The sequence below is a fragment of the Streptomyces sp. NPDC002130 genome, from assembly GCF_040296465.1.
In the GTDB taxonomy this organism is placed as follows: domain Bacteria; phylum Actinomycetota; class Actinomycetes; order Streptomycetales; family Streptomycetaceae; genus Streptomyces.
Window position 1 is genome coordinate 21388 of record NZ_JBEOXI010000032.1, and the last position, 24958, is coordinate 46345.

Annotated in this window: 25 protein-coding genes and 2 pseudogenes; 22 read left to right on the forward strand and 5 right to left on the reverse strand. The window is 72.4% G+C overall.

What is annotated here, in order from left to right; genetic code table 11:
* Positions 1-71: 71 nt before the first annotated feature.
* The 15 genes from ABT116_RS08790 (at position 72) to ABT116_RS08860 (ending at position 15629) form a co-directional block, all read left to right on the forward strand.
* Positions 72-860 carry an aldose epimerase family protein gene (locus ABT116_RS08790; RefSeq protein WP_351629809.1) on the forward strand — a complete coding sequence of 263 codons (789 nt, stop codon included), beginning with the start codon at positions 72-74 and terminating at the stop codon, positions 858-860.
* 10 nt (positions 861-870) lie between these two features.
* Positions 871-1419: an orotate phosphoribosyltransferase gene (pyrE, locus tag ABT116_RS08795; protein WP_161361521.1), complete on the forward strand. Its 549-nt coding sequence runs from the start codon at positions 871-873 to the stop codon at positions 1417-1419.
* Positions 1420-1567: 148 nt separating this feature from the next.
* Positions 1568-2590 carry a class II fructose-bisphosphate aldolase gene (gene fbaA, locus ABT116_RS08800; RefSeq protein ID WP_033310132.1) on the forward strand — a complete coding sequence of 341 codons (1023 nt, stop codon included), beginning with the start codon at positions 1568-1570 and terminating at the stop codon, positions 2588-2590.
* 75 nt (positions 2591-2665) lie between these two features.
* Positions 2666-4135, forward strand: coding sequence for an MFS transporter (locus tag ABT116_RS08805; RefSeq protein ID WP_351629813.1), 1470 nt, complete (start codon positions 2666-2668; stop codon positions 4133-4135).
* A 68-nt stretch (positions 4136-4203) separates the two neighbouring features.
* The gene (locus ABT116_RS08810) at positions 4204-4617 is read left to right on the forward strand and encodes a DUF3151 domain-containing protein (protein WP_351629814.1); all 414 of its coding nucleotides are present in this window, start codon (positions 4204-4206) and stop codon (positions 4615-4617) included.
* Positions 4618-4767: 150 nt separating this feature from the next.
* Positions 4768-5598, forward strand: coding sequence for a tryptophan 2,3-dioxygenase family protein (locus ABT116_RS08815; RefSeq protein WP_351629817.1), 831 nt, complete (start codon positions 4768-4770; stop codon positions 5596-5598).
* Positions 5591-6775 (forward strand): kynureninase, encoded by a 1185-nt coding sequence (gene kynU, locus ABT116_RS08820; protein WP_351629819.1) that lies wholly within the window; start codon positions 5591-5593, stop codon positions 6773-6775. Before ABT116_RS08815 ends, kynU begins: the two co-directional genes overlap by 8 nt.
* Before the next feature lie 174 nt (positions 6776-6949).
* On the forward strand, positions 6950-7813 hold the full coding sequence (locus ABT116_RS08825) for an alpha/beta hydrolase (RefSeq protein WP_351629823.1): 864 nt from the start codon (positions 6950-6952) through the stop codon (positions 7811-7813).
* Positions 7814-8001: 188 nt separating this feature from the next.
* Positions 8002-9000, forward strand: coding sequence for an alpha/beta hydrolase (locus tag ABT116_RS08830; protein WP_351629826.1), 999 nt, complete (start codon positions 8002-8004; stop codon positions 8998-9000).
* Positions 8993-10204 (forward strand): acyltransferase family protein, encoded by a 1212-nt coding sequence (locus ABT116_RS08835; RefSeq protein WP_351629828.1) that lies wholly within the window; start codon positions 8993-8995, stop codon positions 10202-10204. Before ABT116_RS08830 ends, ABT116_RS08835 begins: the two co-directional genes overlap by 8 nt.
* Positions 10197-11573 (forward strand): sensor histidine kinase, encoded by a 1377-nt coding sequence (locus ABT116_RS08840; RefSeq protein ID WP_351629831.1) that lies wholly within the window; start codon positions 10197-10199, stop codon positions 11571-11573. The genes ABT116_RS08835 and ABT116_RS08840 overlap by 8 nt, the downstream gene beginning before the upstream one ends.
* Positions 11570-12253, forward strand: coding sequence for a response regulator (locus ABT116_RS08845; protein ID WP_351629838.1), 684 nt, complete (start codon positions 11570-11572; stop codon positions 12251-12253). Before ABT116_RS08840 ends, ABT116_RS08845 begins: the two co-directional genes overlap by 4 nt.
* Before the next feature lie 99 nt (positions 12254-12352).
* Positions 12353-13693: a sensor histidine kinase gene (locus ABT116_RS08850; protein ID WP_502983842.1), complete on the forward strand. Its 1341-nt coding sequence runs from the start codon at positions 12353-12355 to the stop codon at positions 13691-13693.
* Positions 13690-14355: a response regulator gene (locus ABT116_RS08855; RefSeq protein ID WP_351629840.1), complete on the forward strand. Its 666-nt coding sequence runs from the start codon at positions 13690-13692 to the stop codon at positions 14353-14355. The genes ABT116_RS08850 and ABT116_RS08855 overlap by 4 nt, the downstream gene beginning before the upstream one ends.
* A 53-nt stretch (positions 14356-14408) precedes the next feature.
* Positions 14409-15629, forward strand: a complete 1221-nt coding sequence (locus tag ABT116_RS08860; RefSeq protein WP_351629843.1) for a cytochrome P450 — start codon at positions 14409-14411, stop codon at positions 15627-15629.
* Here the strand turns inward: ABT116_RS08860 and ABT116_RS50840 are convergent.
* Positions 15630-15794, reverse strand: a pseudogene (locus ABT116_RS50840) (efflux permease Rv1217c-related protein); the annotation flags it as partial.
* A 30-nt stretch (positions 15795-15824) separates the two neighbouring features.
* Between ABT116_RS50840 and ABT116_RS08865 the strand changes: the two are divergent.
* Together ABT116_RS08865 and ABT116_RS08870 are read left to right on the forward strand one after the other, a co-directional pair.
* Positions 15825-15953: pseudogene (locus ABT116_RS08865) on the forward strand (MarR family transcriptional regulator); the annotation flags it as partial.
* Between the two features lie 73 nt (positions 15954-16026).
* The gene (locus ABT116_RS08870; protein WP_351629845.1) at positions 16027-16626 is read left to right on the forward strand and encodes a Uma2 family endonuclease; all 600 of its coding nucleotides are present in this window, start codon (positions 16027-16029) and stop codon (positions 16624-16626) included.
* Position 16627: 1 nt separating this feature from the next.
* Here the strand turns inward: ABT116_RS08870 and ABT116_RS08875 are convergent, their stop codons facing one another.
* Complete coding sequence (locus ABT116_RS08875) at positions 16628-17509, reverse strand: diacylglycerol kinase family protein (RefSeq protein WP_351629848.1); 882 nt, start codon at positions 17507-17509, stop codon at positions 16628-16630.
* Between the two features lie 185 nt (positions 17510-17694).
* Here ABT116_RS08875 and ABT116_RS08880 point away from each other — a divergent pair, with 185 nt between their 5' ends.
* Entirely contained in the window at positions 17695-18978 is a 1284-nt protein-coding gene (locus ABT116_RS08880) for an adenylosuccinate synthase (RefSeq protein ID WP_351629851.1), read from the forward strand.
* A gap of 135 nt (positions 18979-19113) precedes the next feature.
* Positions 19114-19407 (forward strand): hypothetical protein, encoded by a 294-nt coding sequence (locus ABT116_RS08885; protein WP_053670518.1) that lies wholly within the window; start codon positions 19114-19116, stop codon positions 19405-19407.
* A 3-nt stretch (positions 19408-19410) separates the two neighbouring features.
* Here the strand turns inward: ABT116_RS08885 and ABT116_RS08890 are convergent, their stop codons facing one another.
* The 3 genes from ABT116_RS08890 to ABT116_RS08900 all read right to left on the reverse strand — a co-directional run bounded on the left by ABT116_RS08890 (position 19411) and on the right by ABT116_RS08900 (position 22382).
* Positions 19411-20061, reverse strand: coding sequence for a putative DNA-mimic protein (locus ABT116_RS08890; protein WP_351629854.1), 651 nt, complete (start codon positions 20059-20061; stop codon positions 19411-19413).
* 121 nt (positions 20062-20182) lie between these two features.
* The gene (locus tag ABT116_RS08895) at positions 20183-20884 is read right to left on the reverse strand and encodes a GntR family transcriptional regulator (RefSeq protein WP_351629856.1); all 702 of its coding nucleotides are present in this window, start codon (positions 20882-20884) and stop codon (positions 20183-20185) included.
* A 142-nt stretch (positions 20885-21026) separates the two neighbouring features.
* Positions 21027-22382: an aspartate aminotransferase family protein gene (locus ABT116_RS08900; protein WP_351629858.1), complete on the reverse strand. Its 1356-nt coding sequence runs from the start codon at positions 22380-22382 to the stop codon at positions 21027-21029.
* A gap of 168 nt (positions 22383-22550) precedes the next feature.
* On the opposite strand from ABT116_RS08900, the gene ABT116_RS08905 reads away from it, so the two are divergent.
* The 3 genes from ABT116_RS08905 to ABT116_RS08915 all read left to right on the forward strand — a co-directional run.
* Positions 22551-23156, forward strand: a complete 606-nt coding sequence (locus ABT116_RS08905) for a DJ-1/PfpI family protein (protein ID WP_351629861.1) — start codon at positions 22551-22553, stop codon at positions 23154-23156.
* Complete coding sequence (locus tag ABT116_RS08910; protein WP_351629864.1) at positions 23153-23629, forward strand: MarR family winged helix-turn-helix transcriptional regulator; 477 nt, start codon at positions 23153-23155, stop codon at positions 23627-23629. Before ABT116_RS08905 ends, ABT116_RS08910 begins: the two co-directional genes overlap by 4 nt.
* A gap of 79 nt (positions 23630-23708) precedes the next feature.
* A partial coding sequence (locus ABT116_RS08915; protein WP_351629867.1) for a serine/threonine-protein kinase occupies positions 23709-24958 on the forward strand: 1250 nt, incomplete at its 3' end.

Sequence of the window (24958 nt, forward strand, 5' to 3'; positions counted from 1 at the left end):
CCCCGGGCACATACGGCCGAAGCGGTACGCGAGCGGTGAGGCCCTCTTGATCACCGCAGTAGGGTCGTCCCGTGAGTGACGAAGACATCACGCTGACCGCGGGTGACGCGGAGGTGACCGTGCAGCCGGGCAACGGCGGCCGGGTCAAAGGACTGCGGATCGGTGGCGTCGAACTGCTGCGCCAGGGTGAGCGCTTCGGCTGCTTCCTGATGGTGCCCTGGTGCGGCCGGACCCGGGACGGACGCTTCCTGGACGGCGCCGAGGTGCGGCAGTTGCCGCTGAACGCCCCGCCCCACGCCATCCACGGCACCGTCCGCGAGAGCGTCTGGCGCACCGCCCGGACCAGCACGGACGAGGCCGTCCTCACCTGCGAGCTCGTCGAGCCCTGGCCCCACCCGGGCCTCGTCACCCAGGTCGTCGCCCTCACCGAGGACGCGCTGACGCTGACCATGTCCGTCGAGACGTACCAGTCGTCCTTCCCGGCGCAGATCGGCTGGCACCCCTGGTTCAACCGGAACCTCGGCGGCCAGGACGTGCGCCTCGACTTCGACCCCGCCTGGCAGGAGGAGCGCGGCGACGACCACCTGCCCACCGGCAACCGCCTCGCCCCCAAGCCCGGCCCCTGGGACGACTGCTTCGGCATGCCCGGTGGCGTCGAGGCGACCCTGACCTGGCCCGGTCAGCTGGAGCTGAAGGTGACCAGCGGCGAGGAGTGGGTCGTCGTCTACGACGAGCAGCAGGAGGCCGTGTGCGTGGAGCCGCAGACCGGCCCGCCCAACGGCCTCAACACCCTGCCGCACCTGGTCACGCCCCTGGAGCCGCTGGAGGCCTCGACGACCTGGCGCTGGCGCCGCCTCTAAGCTGGGCGGCATGACGGACACACGCGGCGCGCTGCTGCAGCAGATCAAGGACAAGGCCGTGGTGCACGGCAAGGTGACCCTGTCGTCGGGTCTGGAAGCCGACTACTACGTCGACCTGAGGCGCGTCACGCTCGACGGCGAGGCCGCGCCGCTGGTCGGGCAGGTGCTGCTGGACCTGACCGCCGAGCTGGAGTTCGACGCGGTCGGCGGGCTCACCATGGGCGCCGACCCGGTCGCCGCAGCCATGCTGCACGCGGCCGCCGCGCGCGGGAAGCGCCTGGACGCGTTCGTCGTACGCAAGGCCGCCAAGGCGCACGGCCTGCAGCGGCGTGTCGAGGGCCCGGACATCGCCGGCCGTCGCGTGCTGGTCGTCGAGGACACCTCCACCACCGGCGGCTCCCCGCTGACCGCCGTCGAGGCCGTGCGCGAGGCCGGGGCCGAGGTCGTCGCCGTCGCGACCATCGTCGACCGGGCGACCGGCGCCGCGGAGAAGATCCAGGAGGGCGCCGGGGTGCCGTACCTCTTCGCCTTCTCCAAGGACGAGCTGGGCCTCGACTGACCGAGGACTGACCAGGGCGTGGACGGTGGCCTGGACCTTCCGGCCAAGTCTGGAAAGATGGGGCCGACGATGACGTCGCACCCCAAGGTCTAGGTCAGGGCCGTTAGACACAGCAGTACGTCAACCCGCAGATACAAGGAGCGGACGCATGCCCATCGCAACTCCCGAGGTCTACAACGAGATGCTGGACCGGGCGAAGGCAGGAAAGTTCGCCTACCCGGCCATCAACGTGACCTCCACCCAGACCCTGCACGCGGCCCTGCGCGGTTTCGCTGAGGCGGAGAGCGACGGCATCGTCCAGATCTCCACGGGTGGTGCCGAGTTCCTGGGCGGTCAGTACAGCAAGGACATGGTCACCGGCGCGGTCGCCCTGGCCGAGTTCGCGCACATCGTCGCCGAGAAGTACCCGGTGAACATCGCGCTGCACACCGACCACTGCCCCAAGGACAAGCTCGACGGGTACGTACGCCCGCTCCTGGCGCTCTCCCAGAAGCGCGTCGAGGCCGGTCTGAACCCGCTGTTCCAGTCGCACATGTGGGACGGTTCGGCCGAGACCCTCGCCGACAACCTCTCCATCGCGCAGGAGCTGCTGGAGCAGGCCCGCGCCGCGAAGATCATCCTCGAGGTGGAGATCACGCCGACCGGTGGCGAGGAGGACGGCGTCTCCCACGAGATCAACGACTCCCTCTACACCACGGTCGACGACGCGATCCGCACCGCCGAGGCCCTCGGCCTGGGCGAGAAGGGCCGCTACCTGCTGGCCGCGTCCTTCGGCAACGTGCACGGCGTGTACAAGCCGGGCAACGTCGTCCTGCGCCCCGAGCTGCTGAAGGAGCTGAACGAGGGCGTCGCCGCCAAGTTCGGCAAGGGCTCCCCGTTCGACTTCGTCTTCCACGGCGGCTCCGGCTCCACGGAGGAGGAGATCCGCACCGCCCTGGAGAACGGCGTCGTGAAGATGAACATCGACACCGACACCCAGTACGCGTTCACGCGCCCGGTCGCGGACCACATGTTCCGCAACTACGACGGTGTCCTGAAGGTCGACGGCGAGGTCGGCAACAAGAAGACCTACGACCCGCGCACCTGGGGCAAGCTGGCCGAGGCCTCCATGTCCGCGCGTGTCGTCGAGGCCTGCGGCAACCTGCGCTCGACCGGCACGAAGATCAAGTAGTTCCCGGTTCCGCTCGCGTCGAGCCCGGCACCTCCTGGGGTGCCGGGCTCTTCCGTATGCTCCTATGCTCCCTGCATGCCCGATGTCCGGTTGGCCTCACCGCAGGGCAAGTGGGTCCTGCTCACCACCGTCCTCGGCTCCAGCATGGCGATGCTGGACTCGACCGTCGTCAACGTCGCCCTGCCGCGCATCGGCCGCGACCTCGACGCGAACCTGTCCGCCCTGCAGTGGACGGTCAACGCGTACATGGTCACGCTCGCCGGGCTGATCCTGCTGGGCGGGGCGCTCGGGGACCGGTTCGGGCGGCGGAAGGTGTTCGTCGTCGGTGTGGTGTGGTTCGCGGTGGCGTCGCTGCTGTGCGGGATCGCGCCGAACGCGGGCGTGCTGATCGCCGCGCGGGCCCTGCAGGGGGTGGGCGGCGCGCTCCTGACCCCCGGGTCGCTGGCCCTGATCCAGGCGTCCTTCCACCCCGACGACCGGGGGCGGGCGGTGGGCCTGTGGTCCGGCTTCGGCGGGATCGGGGCGGCGGTCGGGCCGTTCGTCGGCGGCTGGCTGGTGGACGGGCCGGGCTGGCGGTGGGTGTTCCTGCTGAACGTGCCGGTGGCCCTGGTGTGCGTCCCGGTCGCGCTGCGGCACGTTCCCGAGTCGGGTGGGGAACAGCGGGCGCACGGGCGGTTCGACGTGCTCGGGGCCGTGCTGGGGGCGCTGGCGCTCGCGCTGGTGACGTACGCCCTGATCGAGGCCGGCGGGGGCGGGGTGGTGGTGGCTGTCTCGGCGGTGGCCGGGCTCGCCGCGGCCGTCGCGTTCGTGATCGTCGAGCGGCGCCGGCCCGAGCCGATGATGCCGCCGGACATCTTCGCGTCCCGGCAGTTCACGGCCGTCAACCTCGTCACACTGTGCGTGTACGCGGCGCTCGGCGGGTTCTTCTTCCTCGCCGCGCTCCAGCTCCAGGTGGTCGTGGGCTACTCGGCCCTCGCCGCCGGTACGGCGCTGCTGCCCACGACCGTGCTGATGCTGCTGCTGTCCGCGCGGTCCGGGGAGCTGGCCGACCGCATCGGGCCGCGGATCCCGCTGACGGTGGGGCCGCTGCTGTGCGCGGCCGGGATGCTGCTGATGCTGCGGGTCGGGCCGGGGGCGTCCTACCTCGCCGATGTGCTGCCGGCGCTGCTGGTGCTCGGGCTGGGCATGGTCACGCTGGTGGCACCGCTGACGGCGACCGTGCTGGGCTCGGTGAGCGTGGTCCGGGCCGGGCTGGCCAGCGGCATCAACAACGCGGCGGCCCGGGCGGCGGGCCTGATGGCGGTGGCGGCGCTGCCGCTGCTGGCGGGCATGGGGGAGGAGGCGTACCGGGAGCCGGCCGCCTTCGAGACGGCGTTCGGGAAAGCCATGGGGTGGTGCGCGGGGGCGCTGGTGGCGGGGGCGGTGATCGCGGCGGCGGTGGTCCGCAGGCCGCCGCCGGACTGCAAGCGGCCGGAATGCCTGCGCCACGGCGGCGTCACGGCGCCACCGCTGGAGGGCGAGCCGGTGCGGAAGCGGCTGGGGTAGGGCGTGCCCGGTCCGGTCCTCGGCGGGACCGGTGCCCGCGGCCGAGCGGTATGGCGCAGACTTGGGGCATGTCCATTCACGAGAACCTTCTCGGGGGCCCGCCCCCGACCCACCTCCCCGACGACCCCGGGCCGCGGGAAATGCTCGCGTCGGGCAAGTCGCCGGTCGACGCCGCTGCCGCGCACCCCACCTCCTCGCTCGCCTGGGCGCAGCTCGCCGACGAGGCGTTCGAGCGGGGCGCGGCCGTGGAGTCCTACGCGTACGCCCGCACGGGCTACCACCGCGGCCTGGACGCGCTGCGCCGCAACGGCTGGAAGGGCCACGGCCCCGTGCCGTGGGAGCACGAGCCGAACCGCGGCTTCCTGCGCGCCCTGCACGCCCTCGCCCGCGCCGCGCAGGCGATCGGCGAGCAGGAGGAGTACGAGCGCTGCTCCCAGTTCCTGAAGGACTCCTCGCCGACGGCGGCGCAGGTCCTGGGCTGAGACACGGCCGGTGTACGCGAGGCCCGTCCGCGAAAGGCGGGCCTTGCGATTTCGGGGGACGATTGCGGAAGATGCCCTCGGGGACCGGGGCCCCCGTGTCGGATTCGGCAGGGGCGGACCGCTACCCGGAGTTATACGCAGGAGACAGCGATGTCCCACGAGGCTCACGAGCCCGAGACCCCGCATCTCGACTTCCACGGCACGACGCCGTACGAGGACTACGTCAAGGCGGACGTACTCACCCACCTCCAGCACACCCTCTCCGACGACCCCGGAGAGATGGTCTTCCTGGTGACGACCCAGGTGATGGAGCTGTGGTTCACCGTCATCGTCCACGAGTGGGAGACGGCCGCAGGCGCGCTCAGGGGTGACGACATCCCCACCGCCATCGCCGCGCTCAAGAGGTCGGTGCGCGAACTGGAGGCGCTCAACCACTCCTGGAAGCCGCTCGCCCAGCTCACGCCGGCCCAGTTCAACTCGTACCGCAGCGCCCTCGGCGAGGGCTCCGGCTTCCAGTCGGCGATGTACCGCCGCATGGAGTTCCTGCTCGGCGACAAGGCCGCGTCGATGCTCGTCCCGCACCGGGGCGCACCGCGCGTGCACGCCGAGCTGGAGAAGGCGCTGCACGAGCCGAGCCTGTACGACGAGGTCGTGCGGCTGCTGGCGCGGCGCGGGCACGACATCCCGGAGGCCGTGCTGCGGCGCGACGTCTCCAAGCGCTACGAGCCGTCGCCGGAGGTGGAGGCGGCCTGGACGGCCGTCTACTCGGGTGACGAGAGCGACGAGGTCGCCCGGCTGGGCGAGGCGCTGAGCGACGTCGCCGAGCTGGTGTGGCGCTGGCGCAACGACCATCTGGTCGCCACCCGCCGCGCGATGGGCGCCAAGACCGGCACGGGCGGCTCCGCCGGGGTGGCCTGGCTGGAGAAGCGCGCGCAGAAGAACGTGTTCCCCGAGCTGTGGACGGCGCGGTCCTATGTCTGAGCCGGCGGAACGCGCGCAGAAGCTGGACGCCGTCGACGAACTGGCCGGCAAGCGTGCCGAGTTCGTCCTCGACGACGTGGTGTACCTCGACGGCAACTCGCTCGGCGCCCTGCCCGCCGTCGTCCCCGGCCGGGTCGAGGACGTCGTACGCCGCCAGTGGGGCGAGCTGCGCATCCGGTCGTGGGAGGAGAGCGGCTGGTGGACGGCGCCCGAGCGGATCGGTGACCGGATCGCCCCGCTGGTCGGGGCGGCGCCCGGGCAGATCGTCGTGGGCGACTCCACGAGTGTCAATGTTCTGAAGGCACTCGTGGGGGCGGTTCGGATGGCCGGGGAGGGCCGTGACGAGCTCCTCGTCGACGCGACGACCTTTCCCACCGACGGGTACATCGCAGAGTCCGCCGCCCGCATGACCGGCCGCACCCTGCGGCCCGTGGCACCGGCGGACGTCCCGGGCGCGCTCGGCGACCGTACCGCCGCCGTCCTGCTCAACCACGTCGACTACCGCACCGGCCGGCTGCACGACCTGCCCGGACTGACGGCCGCCGCGCACGAGGCCGGGGCGGTCGCCGTCTGGGACCTGTGCCACAGCGCGGGCGCGCTGCCGGTCGGGCTGGACGAGCACGGCGTGGACCTCGCGGTCGGCTGCACGTACAAGTACCTGAACGGCGGGCCCGGTTCACCGGCGTACCTGTATGTGCGGCGGGAGTTGCAGGACCGTTTCGACTCGCCGCTGCCCGGCTGGAACTCGCACGCCGAGCCGTTCGGGATGCGCAGCGACTTCGAGGCGGCCCCCGGTGCCCTGCGCGGCCGGGTCGGCACGCCCGACATCCTCTCCATGCTCGCCCTGGAGGCGGCCCTGGAGGTCTGGGACGGGGTGTCGGTCGAGGCGGTGCGGGCCAAGTCCCTGGCGCTGACGGACTTCTTCCTGGAGTGTGTGGCGGCGTACGTGCCCGAGGGCCGGGTCGAGTGTGTGACGCCGGTGGCGCACGGGGAACGGGGCAGCCAGATCGCGCTGCGCTGCGACGACGCCGGTGACGTGATGAAGCGGCTGATCGAGCGGGGTGTGGTCGGTGACTTCCGGGCCCCGGACGTGCTGCGCTTCGGCTTCACACCGCTGTACGTCGGGTTCGCCGACGTGGAGCGGGCGGCGCGGGTGCTGGCGCAGACGCTGGCCTGAGCGGCGGCGGGGCCGGGACGCCCCTGTGGTGTCCCGGCCCCGCAGTGTCCGTCCGGTCTTCACCGAGCGTGACATCCGCATGTCCGCGCATGTCACGCGCCTGGTACCGTCCCGGCCAACGGCTGACCCCTCAACTGGTCCGCCCCGTACGGTTCATCGCTGGAAGGTTGGAGCATGACGGACGACGTCGCAGCAGCACGGGCCGCTGCCGAGGAGAAGTCCGCCTTCTCCCACGCGCCCGTCGACCCCGACGCCACCGCGGCCTACGGCGACCACCCGGACCAGGTGATCGACTTCTTCGCGCCGCGCCGGGCGGGCGGCCCCGGGCCGGCCCCGGTCGTCGTCGTGCTGCACGGCGGTGCCTGGCGGGCGCCGTACGACCGGTGGCACATCAGCCCCTTCGCGGACTTCCTCGCCCGCCGCGGGTTCGCCGTGGCCAGCGTCGAGTACCGGCGCGGCGGGGACGGCGACTCCCTCGCGGGCCGCTGGCCCGACACCTTCGACGACGTCGCGGCGGCACTGGACGCCCTGCCCGCGCTGGTACGGGAGTTGCTGCCGCAGGCCGACCCGCGCCGTACGGTCCTGACCGGCCACTCGGCGGGCGGGCACCTCGCCCTGTGGGGTGCCGCCCGGCACGTCCTGCCGGCCGACTCGCCCTGGCGCAGCGGCGGTCCGGTGACGCTGCGCGGCGTCGTCGCCCTCGCGCCGATCGCGGACCTGGCGATCGCCGACAAGCTGGACGTGTGCGGCGGCGCCGCGCGTCAACTCCTGGGCGGGGACGAGCACTTCGCCGAGCGGCAGCCGTACGCGGACCCGGCGCTGCTGCTGCCCACGGGCATCGCCACCACCCTCGTGCAGGGCCGCGCGGACCTCGACGTGCCGCAGGCCGTCGCCGAGTCGTACGCGGAGGCGGCGGCGAAGGCCGGGGAGATGGTGGGCGTGACGCTGCTGGAGGACGTGGGGCACTTCCCGCTCATCGACCCGGCGGCCGACGCGTGCGCGGTGGTGGTGGAGGAGATCGCGCAGCTGGCCTGGTGAGGGGCGTGCGGCGCGGCTTCGCGAGAGCCTGTCCGGAGGACCCGTAAGGAGGGGTCCCCGGTCATACCCGTAGTACCTGAGAGCTACACCGCAGGTGAGTTCCCCGGTGTGACGCGGACGAGGCGTCCCCCTCCGTAACTTCCCTTCCATGCAGACCCGATGGCCGGGTGCGCTGGAGGGGGACGACCATGGGGTCCGCACCGCAGTACCGCCGTGGCGGCGGCAGGCGCCGCGCCGGCCGATGGCGCCGGGCCGCGCTCGCCGCCCTCATCACCGGTGCGGTGGTCGTCCCCCTTTCCGGGGCCGTACGACCGCAGACCCCCGCACCGGCCCCCGCCCACCTCGCCCCCCTCACCGCGTCGACGCTCGACGAGGCGTACGCGGCCAACCGGGCCAACGCCGCCGAGGCGGCCCGTACGGCCGCCGTCCACCACGACCGGGACCGTGCCGCTACGGACCGTCGGCTGGCCGCCCCGGCCCGGCACCTCCTGCGGTTCGACGGGCGCGGCTCCGGCCGGGTGACGGAGGTCCTCGGCGACCTCGCCCACGCCGACCGCATCGCCGTCCTGGTCCCCGGATCCGACACGAGCCTCGACACCTACGGCCGGTTCCACACGGCGGCCGCCGCCCTGCACCGGCAGCTCTCCCGGCAGGCACCGGCGGGCACCCGCACCGCGGTCGTGGCCTGGCTGGGCTACGAGACGCCGGGCACGGTCAGCACGACGGTCACGACGACCGGCAGGGCGGAGCAGGCGGCCCCGCGCCTGCGGACGCTCGTCGCCGACCTGCGGGCCATAGCGGGCACCGGATCGCGCATCTCGCTGCTGTGCCACTCCTACGGCTCGGTGGTCTGCGGCCGTGCCGCCGCCGGGCTCGCCGTCGACGACATAGCGCTCGTCGGCAGCCCGGGCACGGGTGCCGACACCGCCGCCGGCCTGCGCACCCGCGCCCGCGTCTGGGCGGCCCGGGGCGGCGACGACTGGGTGGAGAACGTCCCGCACGTCGACCTGGACCTGTTCGGCACCACGGTCGGCTTCGGCACCGACCCCGTCTCCCCGGCCTTCGGCGCCCGGGTCTTCACGGCCGGCGACGGCGGCCACAGCGACTACTTCAGACCCGGCACGGCCTCCCTGACCAACCTGGCCCGGATCGTCCTGGGCGAGACCAAGGCGGTGACCCATGACTGACATCGGCGTACGCGCCCTGCGGCAGACAGTGCGCCGCGGCGCCGGTCGCGTCGGCGCGGCCACCCCGCCCGGCCGCGACCGGGCCGTGGACGCCCTGCGGGCCGTCGCCGTCCTCGGTGTCGTCCTCGGGCACTGGCTGGTCACGGCCCTGGTCTCCGACGGCCGCGTCCTGCGCACGGCGAGCCCGCTGCAGCACATGCCCTGGCTGACGCCCGTCTCCTGGATGTTCCAGACACTCGCCGTGTTCTTCCTGGTCGGGGGCCATGTCGCCACCCGGAGTCATGCCTCGGCCCGGGCCCGGGGAATCCCGTACCACCAGTGGCTGACGGCCCGGCTGTCCCGGCTGTTCAAGCCGGTCGCCGCCGTCGTCACCCTGTGGACGGTCGCCGCCGTCGCGCTGCTGCTGTCGGGCACCGAGTTCGGCACGGTCCGCACACTGGTGAAGCTGGCCCTGTCCCCCCTGTGGTTCCTCGTGGTGTTCGCGGGCCTGACGGCGGCGACCCCGCTGCTCACCCGGCTCAGCCCGCTCTGGCCGCTGGCCGTCGTCCTGCACGTGGACCTGCTGCGCTTCGGCCTCGGCGGCCCCTCCTGGCTGGGCTGGGTGAACGTGGCGGCCGCCTGGGCGGTGCCCTACACGCTGGGCGCGGCCTGGACCCGGGGCGAACTGGAGCACCGGCGTGCGGGCTGGGTCCTGCTGGGCGCCGGGGCGGCGGCGACCGCGGCGCTCGTGGCGTGGGCGGGCTATCCGGCGGCCATGGTCGGCGTCCCGGGCGAGGCCATGTCCAACCTGTATCCGCCGACTCTGGCCGTCGTCACGTTCGGCCTGGCCCAGTGCGGTGGCGCCCTGCTGCTGCGCGAGCGGCTGCGGCGGGCGATGTGCCGGCCCGTGGCGTGGGCGGCGGTGGCGCTCGTCAACCTCTCCGCGATGACCGTCTTCCTCTGGCACCAGACGGCCCTGATGGCCACCACGGCCAGCGGCCTCCTCGTCGGCCGGCTCCCCGGGCTGCACACGCGGCCCGACGACCTCGGCTGGGTCGGGGCCCGGCTGCTCTGGCTGCCCGTGTTCGCGCTGGCCCTCGCGGCCTGCTGGGCCGCCTTCCGCTCCTTCGAGCGAGGCGGCGGCGGCCGGGGCCGCAGGACGCGGGTGGTGCGGGCGCACCGTCCGTCCGACCGAGGCGCGGCGACGGAGGCGCGTCATGTCTAGGCTGGGCCGTGTGACGGACACGGGGGTGGGCCGCGCGCTGCGGGCGCGCGTCGGGGGCTGGCTGCGGATGCTGCGCCAGGACCTGTGGACCGTCCGGGTCGATCCGCTGCCGCCCTCCACCTGGCTGCGCTGGCTGCCGCACGGCGTGCTGTGCATGGCCGCGTTCGGGATCATCCTGGGCGGCACGGGCGACATGAACGACAACGGCCATCTGGCCGCCGGTCTGGCCCTCCTGATCGCGGTCGCGCAGGGCGGCGCCGTGGTGCTGGGGCTCTGGCGGCCCGTTCTGGCGTGGTGGGTGGCGTTGGGCGCCTTCCTCGTGGGCGCCGTCACGCTGCGCGGGCGACTGGGTTTCGACCTGGAGACCTACACATGGCCCTGGACCGCGGCCGGGATCATCGGCCTGCTGCTCGTGCTGCTGCTGCTCGCCCTGCGGGTGCCCACCCGGGCGGCGATAGCGGCACTGGTCGTCACCGCGCTGGTCACGTACGTCCTCGATGGCCTGGTAAGGGGGGTGGATTACGACGCCACAGGCACGATCGCCGTCTCCCTGTCCGCCGTCGTCGTGGTCCTCGGCACCGCCCTGCGCGGCCGCCGCGAGGCCCGGGCGGAACTGGTCGAGCAGACCACCCTCACCGCCGAGGAACGCACCCGCCGCACCCTGCTGGAGGAGCGCAGCCGCATCGCGCGGGAGCTGCACGACGTGGTGGCCCACCACATGTCGGTCATCTCCATCCAGGCGCAGGTCGCCCCGCACCTCGTGGAGAACCCGCCCGACGAGCTCAGGGAGAACCTCGCGGGCATCCGGCAGAACGCGCTGGAGGCACTGACCGAACTGCGCCGCGTGCTCGGCGTGCTGCGCTCGGAGCACCCCGGGCCGGGAGTGCCGTTCGGCGACGCGGGTGACGAGACCACACCGCACGCCCCCCAGCCCACGCTCGACCGGCTCGACGCCCTGGTGGAGAACACCCGGGCCGTCGGCCGCGAGGTCGTCACCGACATCAGGGGCGAGCGGCGCCCGCTCCCGCCCGGCGTGGAGCTGTCGGCGTACCGGATCGTGCAGGAGGCGCTGAGCAACGCCCTGCGGCACGCGCCCGGCGCGAGGATCACGGTCCGTCTCGCCTACGAACCGGACGGCCTGGAGGTCGAGATCGTCAACGGCCGCCCGACCGCCCCGCCCCCGCCGTCGACCGGCGCGGGACACGGACTGCTCGGCATGCGGGAGCGGGTCGCGATGCTCGGCGGCACGATGACGGCCCACCCGTGGCACTGGGACGGCTTCAAGGTCACCGCCTTCCTCCCGGACACCCCGCCCGCCGACACCCCGGGCACCCACCCATCCACCGCCCCCCGGAGAAGAACCTCATGACGAGCGGCACCGGCGAACCCATCCGGGTTCTGATCGTCGACGACCAGGCGATGGTCCGGCAGGGCTTCACCGTGCTGCTCGGCGTCCAGCCCGACATAGAGGTCGTCGGCGACGCCAAGAACGGCGAGGGCGGCATCGCCCTGGCCGCGGAGCTCGCCCCGGACGTCGTCCTGATGGACATCCGCATGCCCGGCATCGGAGGCATCGAGGCCACCCAGCACATCACCGCGGCACACCCGCACATGCGGGTGCTGGTGCTCACCACCTTCGACCTCGACGAGTACGTGTACGACGCGCTGCGCGCCGGAGCCTCCGGGTTCCTGCTGAAGGACGCCTCGTCCGAGCAGCTCGCCGAGGCGGTCCGGGTGGTCGCGGCCGGGGAGGCGCTGCTCGCCCCGGTCATCACCCGCAAGCTGATCGCCGAGTTCTCCCGGCTCGACGGCAAGCCCCGCGCCCCGCTGAAGGAACGGATCGGCGATCTGACCGAGCGGGAGACGGAGGTGCTCTCGCTGATCGCGCAGGGACTGTCGAACGCGGAGATCGCCCGGCACCTGTTCGTGGCCGAGCAGACGGTGAAGACCCACGTCGGCAGGATCCTGGTGAAGCTGGGCCTCAGGGACCGGACACAGGCGGCGGTGTTCGCGTACGAATCGGGGCTGGTGCGGCCGTCGGGCTACTGAGGGGCGGCGCGGCGGGTCCCCGTAGTACCTGAGAGGGACCCTGTGGAACCCCTCTCACTGGGGACGACCGGGGCCGGGGACGCGCTTACCGTTCTGTACGTGACCGAGACCACTCACATCCAGACCATGCCGCCGGGCGACGGGGCCAAGCAGCACAGCCCCGAGTACCGGGTGGCGGTGGACTCCCTGCGCGGGCTGCGGGAGGACCTGATCCATGACGCCTTCGCCTACCGGCCGCTGCCGGGCCGGCGCACGGACGGGCGGTTCGCCCGGCGACTGCCCGGCCGGCTGCGGGAGTACACGGCCTGGACGCCGCACGCCCTGATCGTCGCGGCCGCCCTGATCAGCCTGGCACTCGCCACCGTCGACACCGGTGGACCGGCCGTGCTGACGGGGCTGTTCTGCGCGGTTCCCGTCCTGCTGACCATGGTGCGGCCGGTGGGAGCGTTCTGGGTGTCCATGGTCTCCACCCCGATAGTCGCCGTGCTCGGCAGTCGCTGGGGCGAATGGCCCTGGGCGCCCGGTGGCTTCGCCTGCCACCTGACCGTGCTGACGGTCGTGGCCATGCGCACCAGGCCGCGTGCGGCCGGGTGGATGTGGTTGCTGACGGGGGTGTACGCCATCCTCGCGGACTCCGGCATCGGCCCGACCAGCACGTACGGCACCAACTCCGGCGCCATGATGATCATCTCGGCGATGATCCTGCTCTGCGTCACCGTCTGGCACACACGCCGGGACGCCGTGCAGGAGGTCACCGCCCAGCAGACGGTCACCGCGCACGAGCGCTCGCGGCGCACCCTGCTGGAGGAGCGCACCACGATCGCCCGTGAGCTGCACGACGTGGTGGCCCACCACATGTCGGTGGTCGCCATCCAGGCCGAGGCCGCGCCCTACCGGGTGGAGAACCCGCCCCCGGAGCTGGAGAAGGCGTTCGCCACGATCCGGGAGAACGCGGTGGCGGCCCTGACCGAACTGCGCCGCGTGCTGGGCGTGGTCCGAGCCGAGGACTACGAGGTCCCGGACGCCCCGCAGCCGACGCTCGCCGACCTGGGAGGGTTGCTGACCAACGTGCGGGAAGCGGGTCTGAGGGTCGACAAGGTGGTGACCGGCGCGGTGCGCGAGCTGCCGCAGGGCGTGGAGCTGTCGGCGTACCGGATCGTGCAGGAGGCCCTGAGCAACACCCTGCGGCACGCGCCGGGCGCGACGGCCCGCGTCGAGATCGGGTACGTTCTCGGCGGCCTGGGCCTGCGCATCGTCAACGGCCCGCCGCCGAACCCGAGCCTGATCAAGCCCTCGCCGGGCGCCGGGCACGGCATCACGGGCATGCGGGAGCGGGTGTCGATGCTGAACGGCGAGATGACGGCGGGCGCCACGGACGACGGAGGTTACGAGGTGGCGGTGTTCCTGCCGGTCGCCCTGCCGGACGAGGGTGACGTATGACCATCCGCGTCCTGATCGCGGACGACCAGATGATGGTGCGCGAGGGGTTCTCGGTCCTGCTGAACGCGATGCCGGACATCGAGGTCGTCGGCGAGGCGGTGAACGGCCGGGAAGCCGTCACCAAGGTCCGCGAGCTCGCCCCGGACGTGGTGCTGATGGACATCCGCATGCCCGAGCTGAACGGCATCGAGGCGACCCGCGAGATCGTCGCCGCCGACGGCGCGGCGAAGGTGCTCGTGCTCACCACCTTCGACCTCGACGAGTACGTGTACCAGGCGCTGCGCGCGGGTGCCTCCGGCTTCCTCCTCAAGGACGCCTCGGCCCGTCAGCTGGCCGACGGGGTGCGGGTCGTGGCGTCGGGGGAGGCGCTGCTGGCCCCGTCGGTGACCAGGCGGCTGATCACCGAGTTCTCCAAGCTCTCCGAGGCCCCGCGCCTGATGCCCTCCGCGCAGGCGGCCTACGGGGAGCTCACCGACCGGGAGACGGAGGTGCTGGTGCTCATCGCACAGGGACTGTCGAACTCGGAGATCGCGCAGCGGCTGGTGGTCGCCGAGTCGACGATCAAGACGCACGTCAGCCGGATCCTGGTGAAACTGGGCCTCAGGGACCGGACGCAGGCGGCGGTGTTCGCCTACGAGGCGCGGCTGGTGACCCCGGGGTGACCAGGGGGCGCCGCCCCTGGTCAGAGTGGGGGGTGCCGGGCTAGCGTCCGTTCATGGCAGCTGTTTCCGACCTCGGGTTCGACCCGTGGGACCCGGCGTTTCTCGCCGACCCGTACCCCGCTTACGCCGACCTGCGTGCCCAGGGCCGCGTGCACTGGTTCGAGCCCACGAACCAGTGGCTCGTCCCGCACCACGCGGACGTCTCGGCCCTGCTGCGCGACCGGCGCCTCGGGCGGACGTACCAGCACCGGTTCACCCACGAGGAGTTCGGCCGCACGGCGCCCCCGCCGGAGCAGGAGCCGTTCCACACGCTCAACGACCACGGGATGCTCGACCTGGAGCCGCCGGACCACACCCGGATCCGCCGCCTGGTGTCGAAGGCGTTCACACCGCGCACGGTGGAGCGGCTGAAGCCGTACGTGCGGGGCCTGGCCGACGACCTGGTGTCCGAGCTGGTCGCCGCGGGCGGCGGCGACCTGCTGAAGGACGTCGCCGAGCCCCTCCCCGTCGCGGTGATCGCCGAGATGCTCGGCATCCCGGAGTCCGACCGGGGCCCGCTGCGCCCCTGGTCGGCGGACATCTGCGGGATGTACGAGCTGAACCCGTCCGAGGACACCGCGGCCAAGGCGGTCCGCGCGTCGGTCGAGTTCTCCGACTACCTGCGCGAGCTGATCGCGGCGCGCCGCAAGGAGCCCGGCGACGACCTCGTCTCCGGTCTCATCGAGGCCCACGACGAGGGCGACCGGCTCACCGAGCAGGAGATGATCTCCACCTGCGTCCTCCTGCTCAACGCCGGTCACGAGGCCACGGTCAACGCCACGGTCAACGGCTGGTACGCGCTGTTCCGCAACGAGGCGCAACTGGAGCTGCTGCGCGCCGACCACACGCTCGTCCCGTCCGCGATCGAGGAGCTGATGCGCTACGACACCCCGCTGCAGCTCTTCGAACGCTGGGTCCTGGACGAGATCGAGATCGACGGCACGACGATTCCCCGGGGCGCGGAGATCGCGATGCTGTTCGGCTCCGCGAACCACGACCCCGCGGTGTTCCGGAACCCGTCCGCCCTCGACCTCACCCGCGCCGACAACCCCCACATCTCCTTCAGCGCCGGCATCCACTACTGCATCGGCGCACCCCTGGCCCGTATCGAACTGGCGGCGTCGATGGGGGCGTTGCTGGAGAGGGCGCCGACGCTGCGCCTGGCCGAGGAGCCGGTGCGCAAGCCGAACTTCGTGATCAGGGGGCTGGAGGGGCTGACCGTGGAGCTGGACTGATCACGCGACCGCGTCCCGCCGCCGCAAGGCCGCGAGCCCTCCGGCCACAAGCACGACCGCCGGGCCGGTCAGGGTCAGCACCGGCCCCCACTCCATGGACCCGCCCGGCAGCTTCGGCAGGTGCCCGAACGGTGAGACGTCCAGCACCGCCTGCGGTACGTCTTCGCCGCGCTGCTGTCCTCCGACGAGGGCTTGATGACCTGCGCCGAGCTGGGGGAACAGCTGCGGATCAGCCCCGCGGCGGTGTTCGGAGAGGTGCGTTGCCCGGCCCAGACGCACATGGTCTCGCGCGAGCGGGAACCGGGCTTGCGCCGGGAGCGCTACGACCGTTTGGCCCGGGGTGATCGACTGACTACGCTGGGTGGCGGATGGCTCGCATCCAAGGGGAGGGCGCATCATGACACTCATGGCAGAGCGACCGGTGATGTACGGCACCGAGCCCCGAGGCGACTTCGAGGAGCTCCTGGGCCTCCTCGACGAGCTGAACGTGCCCAACGGCTACAAGGCCGAGATCGTCAGAGGGAGCATCGTCGCTTCGCCGTGGTCGAAGGGGTACTACCGCCGCGTCATGCGGCTGGTGTGCAGCCAACTGGAGCCGCATCTCCCCGAAGAGCACGTGATCGAGCGTTCGCCGTTCCTCTACGTCTTCCCGGAGCACGAGCGGGCTTTCGGGCCGGACATCCACGCGGCGCATGAGCGTGTCTTCGAGACCACGAGCACCCACCTCGACGGCGAAGCCCTGTCCCTCGTCGCCGAGCTGACTTCCCCCTCTACCCGTTCCGACGACCTGACCGACAAGGTCGGGGTCTACGCCAAGGCCGGTGTCCCCGTCTACCTGATCCTCGACATGCAGGAGCAGCAGGCGGTCGTCTACGGGTCCCCGTCGGCGAAGGGGTACGAGCTGCGCCTCTCCAAGCCCTTCGGTGAGAAGCTCGACATCCCCGACCCGTTCGGCTGCACCCTCGACACCGCCGGATTCCTCGCCCCCGATAACTGACTCACGACACTGCCGGCACCGTCAGCCCCCACGCCCCCTCCCGCACCACCCACGTCCGGGTCCGCACCGGCCCCGACACCACCGTGTCCGCGCGGTAGCGGAAGTGCGCCCCGGACACCGTCACCGTCCGGCCCTGGGCCAGCAGCGGTGAGGCCTCCGCGCCCACCGACACCGGTCTGACCTCCACCGACGCCACCCCCGCCGCGGCCGGTGCCACCGACACCGCCTCCACCGGCTGGTCCAGATCGACGAGGGTCTCCCCGTCCACCTCGACCCGCAGCCGGGACGGGCCCGGCTCGGGCACGGCGGCGAGCCGGGACGGGCGGCCCGCCGGAACCAGCGTCCGGACCAGGGACTGACACGTCCGCAGCCAGGGGCGGTACGGCACGTCGTCCGGATCCGGCGCGGTCTCGGGGACCGCCCCGGCCCGGGCGGGCCGCAGCGGCGGTATCCGCAGCGCGCCGAGCACCACCCCGTCGCTGTCGTCGACCATCAGGTCCATGCGCCGCTCGACCCCGTCGAGGACCGCCCGCGCCGCCGCCACCGTCCCCGTGGGCACCCCCAGCGACCGGGCCAGGGACAGCGCGCCCCCGACCGGCACCACCGACAGCGGGCATCCGGCCAGCTCCCGGTGACGGTGCAGCAGCGCCACCGCCCGGATCAGCGTCCGGTCGTCGCCCACCACCACCGGCCGCCGCGAGCCCCGCCGGGCCAGCGCCCGGGCGAACTCCTCCGGCCCGTCCGGCAGGCACAGCTTCATGCCCGCACCCGCGCCGAGCACGTCTTTCGCGATCCGTACGGACTCGCCGTCCGACCTACGGGCGACCGGGTCGACCACCACCAGCAGCTGCTCGGACGTCGCGGAAGTCGCCACCTCGGCCATGCCTCGCTTCCTCGGGTAGCATCTTTGTGCAAGAGCCCCTTGCGCTATTGCGCCAGGGGCTTCGTCTATTCCGGGGCATCCGGTCCGACGGTTGGCGGCCAACGGCGGTCGCGGTGCACGCGGCTGCGATTATCCGCGTTCGCCCTCGACCATGGACATGCCCCGCCCGGAAGGGGTGTACGCGCGTGCCCGCACTTGTGCTGCTCGGTGCTCAGTGGGGTGACGAAGGCAAGGGAAAGGCCACCGACCTTCTCGGTGGCTCCGTGGACTATGTAGTGCGCTACCAGGGCGGCAACAACGCCGGCCACACGGTGGTCGTCGGTGACCAGAAGTACGCACTGCACCTCCTCCCTTCCGGAATCCTGTCTCCCGGCTGCACGCCGGTCATCGGCAACGGTGTCGTCGTCGACCCGTCGGTCCTGCTCTCCGAGCTGAGCGGTCTGAACGAGCGTGGCGTCGACACGTCCAAGCTCCTCCTCAGCGGAAACGCGCACATCATCACCCCGTACAACGTGACGGTGGACAAGGTGACCGAGCGCTTCCTCGGCAAGCGGAAGATCGGCACCACCGGCCGCGGCATCGGCCCGACCTACGCCGACAAGATCAACCGCGTCGGCATCCGCGTGCAGGACCTGTACGACGAGTCGATCCTCACGCAGAAGGTCGAGGCGGCCCTCGACGTCAAGAACCAGATCCTCACCAAGCTCTACAACCGGCGCGCGATCGCCGTGGACCAAGTGGTCGAGGAGCTGCTGGCCTACGCCGACAAGCTCGCGCCGTACGTCTCCGACACTGTCCTGGTGCTCAACCAGGCGCTGGAGGACGACAAGGTCGTCCTGTTCGAGGGCGGCCAGGGCACGCTGCTCGACATCGACCACGGCACGTACCCCTTCGTCACCTCGTCGAACCCGACCGCGGGCGGCGCCTGCACCGGCGCCGGCGTGGGCCCGACGAAGATCAGCCGGGTCATCGGCATCCTCAAGGCGTACACGACCCGCGTCGGCGCCGGCCCGTTCCCGACGGAGCTGTTCGACGAGGACGGCGAGGCGCTGCGCCGGATCGGCGGCGAGCGCGGTGTCACCACCGGCCGTGACCGCCGCTGCGGCTGGTTCGACGCGGTCATCGCCCGCTACGCGACCCGCGTGAACGGCCTGACCGACTTCTTCCTCACCAAGCTCGACGTCCTCACCGGCTGGGAGCAGATCCCGGTCTGCGTGGCCTACGAGATCGACGGCAAGCGCGTCGAGGAGCTGCCGTACTCGCAGACCGACTTCCACCACGCGAAGCCGGTCTACGAGATGCTGCCGGGCTGGAGCGAGGACATCTCCAAGGCCAAGTCCTTCTCCGACCTGCCGAAGAACGCCCAGGCGTACGTGAAGGCGCTGGAGGAGATGTCCGGCGCCCCGATCTCCGCGATCGGCGTGGGTCCGGGCCGGGACGAGACGATCGAGATCAACTCGTTCCTCTGACCCGCCCCGACGTCCGCCGGCCGCCCCTCGTGCACACGGGGGGCGGCCCGCTTTCTGCCGCCGGGAGACTTCCCGTGAACGGGCATACGCTGAAGCCACACCCCCATGCGCGTCGGCCAGGAGAAGGTGAGTGCGATGCGCGTACTGCTCAAAGCGTCCATGGACACGGAGAAGGCCAACGAGGCCATCCGGAACGGCACCCTGGGGAAGCTGATCCAGGAGTCGATGGAGCAGATCAAGCCCGAAGCGGCCTATTTCACCTCCGACCACGGCAAGCGCACCGCCTACGTGGTCTTCGACATGCAGGACAGCTGGCAGATGCCGGTCATCAGCGAGCCCTACTTCCTCCAGCTGGGCGCGGAGATCTCCTACACGCCCGTGATGAACATGGAGGACGTGCAGAAGGGCCTCTCGCAGCTGGGACGGTGAGCCTCAGCTGAAGACGATCATCGACCCCTGGGCCAGACTGCGGGTCACGGCCGCGTGCAGTCCGAGCCAGACGTGCCGCTCGCGGGCGAACGGGCTCGGATCGTACGGGGCGGGAACGGCGGGTTCCTCCAGTTCCGTCGGGGCGAGCGGCGGCTGGGGGGCCGCCGGCGGGTTGGCCGGGTCGATCCCGATGGCCGGGGCGACCACCTCCAGCTCCCGCAGCAGGGCGTGCGAGGAGCCCAGCGGGCCGCCGCCGGCGAGGAGATCGTCGTCGGCGAGCGGCCCGGGGAAGTCGACGGGGACGTAGGCGCCCGCGTGGTCGTAGTGCCAGACCAGGTGCGACTGCTGGGCCGTCGACTCGAACATCTCCAGCAACTGCTCGTAGTCGCCGCCCAGCTCGTCCACGGGCGTCACCGGCAGGCCGCACACCTGGAGCAGATAGGCGCGGCGCAGGAAGTGCAGCGCGTCGTAGTCGAAGCCCGCGACCGGGGCGACGTCACCGGTCAGGCCCGGCATGTACTGGTACACCGGCACCGGTGGCAGACCGGCCTCGGCGAGCACCTTGTTGTATTGCGCGAGTTCCTCGGCGAAGGGGTTGTCCGGCGTGTGGCACAACACGTCGACGAGCGGTACCAGCCACAGGTCACAGGCCAAAGAAGGCTCCTCGCTCAGCGCGGTCGTCGGGTAGCGCGGTGGTCAAGAAGGGTAGCGGTGCGCCGTGGTCACGGCTCCCGCCGTGCATGTCCCATACCCATCCGGACAGCGGCGACGCGGGTCATCCGGTGGCGAGCCGCTCGATCAGGGTGAGCGAGTGCGTGTTGTACGCGGCGATGATCGCCCGGGCGGCGTCGTTGTCGCGGTCGATCAGGGCGTCGACCAGCTGGGTGTGACCGGCCCACAGCTCGCCGCGCAGATCGGTGAGCCGGCGCAGGTGCGGCACCGCGCAGACCCAGGTCTGCACGCGCAGCCGGTTCAGGAAGTCGGCGAGGTAGGGGTTGCCGAAGCAGGCGCCGAGCTCGCGCCAGAAGCGCAGGTCGTAACCGATGAGGACGCTGAGATCACCGGCCGCGGCGGCCCGTTGCGCCTCCTCGCCGCGCCTGCGGACCCCGGCGACCAGGGCGGCGGCCCCGGGATCGTCGGGCCGCACCGCGCCCGGACGCCCCTCGGTCAGCGCGAGGAACATGCCCTCGATGACCAGCCCGCGCGCCTCGATCATGCCGCGGAAGTCGTCGACCGAGTACTCGTGGACCCGGAAGCCGCGGTGCTGGTCGGCGTCGAGGAGCCCCTGCGCGGAGAGGTCGACGAGCGCCTCGCGCACCGGCGTCGCGGAGACCCCGTACTGCTCGGCGATCTCCTTGACCGTGAACTCCTGCCCCGGCTGGAGCCGCCCGGCCAGCACCTCGTCACGAAGCGCGTCGGCGATCTGCTGTCGCAGGGTGCTGCGCGTCACGGCGCCGTTGCCGGAGCTGGCGGGCATGGTCAGGGCGTCTCCCTCGTCGCGTTCGGGTGGCGTGCGCGTATGTGTAGGTCTACGAGCACGCCACCTTACGCGTTCGAATGAGGCCCGAGGATGTCGGTTACTGACGGGTTTACAGGTGTTTACCGCGCGTGCTCGGTGTCTACCGTGTGTGCTCGTCCGCCACCGAGAGCGCCGCGTCCAGCGCCGCCAGGCCTTCCTTGAGCTCGGCCTCGCTGATGTTGCAGGGCGGCACGACGTGCGTCCGGTTCATGTTCACGAAGGGCCACAGCCCGCCCTTCTTCGCGGCGGCGGCGAAGGCGGCCATGGGGGCGTTCGCCTCACCGGCCGCGTTGTACGGCACCAGCGGGTCCCGCGTCTCGCGGTCGCGCACCAGCTCCAGCGCCCAGAACATGCCGGTGCCGCGCACCTCGCCGACGCTCGGGTGCCGCTCGGCGAGCGCCCGCAGTTCCGGCCCGACGACGTCGGCGCCCAGCCGGGCAGCGTTCTCGACGACGCCCTCCTCCGCCATGACGTTGATCGTCGCCACCGCCGCCGCGCACGCCAGCGGGTGTCCGGAGTACGTCAGACCACCGGGGTAGGGCCGCTTCCCGAACGCCTCCGCTATCGCGCCGGAGATCGCGACACCGCCCAGCGGCACGTAACCGCTGTTCACGCCCTTGGCGAAGGTCAGCAGGTCGGGCGTGACGTCGAACAGGTCCGCCGCGAACCACTCGCCGGTCCGTCCGAAGCCGGCCATGACCTCGTCCAGGACGAAGACGATCCCGTGCTTGTCGCAGATCTCCCGCACCCCGGCGAGGTAGCCGGGCGGCGGGACCATGATCCCGGCCGTGCCCGGGATGGTCTCCAGGATGATCGCCGCGACGGTCGAGGGCCCCTCGAAGCGAATCGTCGTCTCCAGGTGCTCCAGCGCCCGGGCGCACTCCTGCTCCTCGGTCTCGGCGTAGAAGCGCGAGCGGTAGAGGTAGGGCGCCCAGAAGTGCACGACCCCGGCCGTGCCGCTGTCGGAGGCCCAGCGGCGCGGGTCGCCGGTGATGTTCACGGCCTGCTGGGTGCCGCCGTGGTAGGAGCGGTACGCCGAGAGCACCTTCGGGCGGCCCGTGTGCAGACGGGCCATCCGGATGGCGTGCTCGACGGCGTCGGCGCCGCCGTTGGTGAAGAAGATCTTGTCCAGGTCGCCCGGGGTCCGCTCGGCGATCAGCCGGGCCGCCTCCGAGCGCGCCTCGATCGCGAAGGCGGGCGCGAAGGTCGTCATCTTCGCCGCCTGCTCCTGGATCGCGGCGACGACCTTCGGGTGCTGGTAGCCGATGTTCGTGTAGACGAGCCCGCTGGAGAAGTCGAGGTAGCGGCGGCCGTCGTAGTCCCAGAAGTACGACCCCTCGGCACCGGCGACGGCGAGCGGGTCGATGAGCTCCTGAGCGGACCAGGAGTGGAACACGTGGTCACGGTCGGCGGCCTTGACGGCGGCGCCGGCTTCGGGGTTCGGCTGAGGGGTCATGCGGGCGAGCGTAGGCATGGGGGGCGGTGGCGGGAAATCGGCGTCGTGTGTGAGGTCCGGGGGTTTCCGCGACAGGTTGTCGACGGGAAGGTGTCGCACGACGGACCTATTGACAACATGCTGTCTATTCGACAGTATGTTGTCATACAAGGAAGCCGAGGAGGAGCCATGAGCCGCAAGCCCGTCCATCTCGCCGTCTACGACACCCTCGCCGACTGGGAGACCGGCCACGCCACGGCCCATCTCGCCCGCGCCGGCCACGAGATCCGCACCGTCGGCCCGTCCACCGCCCCGGTGCGGAGTACCGGCGGACTGCGCATCCGGCCCGACCTGGCGCTGGAGGACCTGCGCCCCGAGGACAGCGCGCTGCTGATCCTCCCGGGCGCCGACCTCTGGGACACCTCGGACGGCCTCGCCCCCTTCGCCCGCACCGCCCGGGCCTTCCTCGACGCGGGCGTCCCGGTCGCCGCGATCTGCGGCGCCACCGCCGGACTCGCCCGCGAGGGCCTGCTCGACGACCGCGACCACACCAGCGCGGTCTCCTTCTACCTGGCCGCGACCGGCTACGCGGGCGGCGGGCGTTACATCGACACCGACGCCGTCACCGACGGAACCCTGGTCACCGCGGGCCCGACCGAACCCGTCGCCTTCGCCCGGGAGATCCTCCGGCTGCTCGGGGTCTACGACGGAGAGGTGCTGGACGCCTGGTACCGGCTGTTCCACGACTCCGACGCGGCGGCGTACGGGGTGCTGGAGAAGGCCGGCGCGCTGTGAGCCGGGAGCGTCAGGACCTGCTCAGCCGCAGCGCCCTCGGGGTGTTCCGGCTCAACGGCCAGTTCCTCGCCGTCGCGGAGGAGCTGGCCCGGCCCGCCGGGCTCACCGCCGCCTGGTGGCAGGTGCTCGGCGCGGTCCTCGGGGAGCCGCTGCCCGTCTCCGGCATCGCCCGCGCCATGGGCATCACACGGCAGAGCGTCCAGCGCATCGCCGACCTGCTCGTCGACAAGGGACTCGCCGAGTACCGGCCGAACCCGGCGCACCGCCGCGCCAAGTTCCTCACGCCCACGGCGGCGGGGCGTGCGGCGATCGCCCGGATCGACCCCGGGCACGCGGAGTTCGCCGACCGGCTGGCCGAGGCGTTCGGCCAGGCGGAACTGGCGGAGGCGGTACGGATCCTCGAACGGCTGTCGACGGTGCTCGACCAGGTCGGGACGCCCGGCACGGCGCCTCCGCCTGTTACGGAACCGTAGACATCGCCCAGGCCACCCGCCCCCGGCCCGGCACTATTCTCGGTCTGTTGCTCGCGTGTGGGGGGAAGGCGGCTGAGCGATGGAGAAGCTGGGGCCCGGGGATCCGCAGCAGATCGGTTCGTACCGGTTGCTGGCGCGGCTCGGTGCGGGGGGCATGGGGCATGTGTACCTGGCCCGCTCCGAGCGGGGCCGTACGGTCGCCGTGAAGCTGGTCCGTGAGGAACTCGCCGCGCAGGAGGAGTTCCGGGAGCGGTTCCGGCAGGAGGTGCGGGCCGCGCGCAGGGTCGGCGGGTACTGGACGGCGCCGGTGCTGGACGCCGACACCGAGGCGGCCGTGCCGTGGGTCGCCACCGGGTATGTCGCCGGGCCCAGTCTCCAGCAGGTCGTCGGACAGGACCACGGTGCCCTGCCCGAGCGGACGGTCCGCATCCTCGCGGCCGGGCTCGCGCACGCGCTCAAGGACATCCACGCGGCCGGCATCGTCCACCGCGACCTCAAGCCGTCCAACGTGCTGGTCACCATCGACGGCCCGCGCGTCATCGACTTCGGCATCGCCCGCGCCCTGGAGACCGTGACGGACGGCGGGCTCACGCGCACCGGCGCGCTCGTCGGGTCGCCCGGCTTCATGGCGCCCGAGCAGGTGCGGGGCGACCGCATCACCCCCGCGTGCGACGTCTTCTGCCTCGGCTCGGTCCTCGCCTACGCCGCCACCGGCGCCCTGCCGTTCGGCACCGCCAACAGCGGCGTGCACGCCCTGATGTTCCGCATCGCCCAGGAGGAGCCGGACCTGGAGGGCGTCCCCGAGGGCATCGCCGACCTCGTCCGGGACTGCCTGCGCAAGGACCCCGCCGCCCGGCCCTCCCTGGACCGCGTCCTGCAGCGCACGGGTGTGGACGACACCGTCGCGGACGGCCGCGCCCTCGACCCGTGGCTGCCGAGCGCACTGGTGGCCCAACTGGGGCGGCACGCGGTGCGGTTGCTGGACGCGGAGGACCCCGAGGGGGCCGGTTCCGCCGAGGAAGCCGGTGCTCCCGAGCCGCCCGCGGGTCGACAGGGTTCCGGCCCTGACGAGAACCCTGGCCCCGGCCCCACCCCCGAACACGCCCCCGCCGCCGACGAGTCGTCACCGCGCCCGGCGCTGCCCCCGGCCCCCGCGACGGCGCCCGCGGCGACCCCCGGCCCGCCCCCGCCGGGCCTGCCGGGCGAGGGCACCCCGGTCAACCATCTGCCCACCATGGTCGCGGGGCAGGGCGCGCCCCCGGCGCCCCGGCAACTCCCGGCCGCGGGTGGCCCCGCCCACCCCGCCCCCCCGACGCCCCCCCGCCCGCG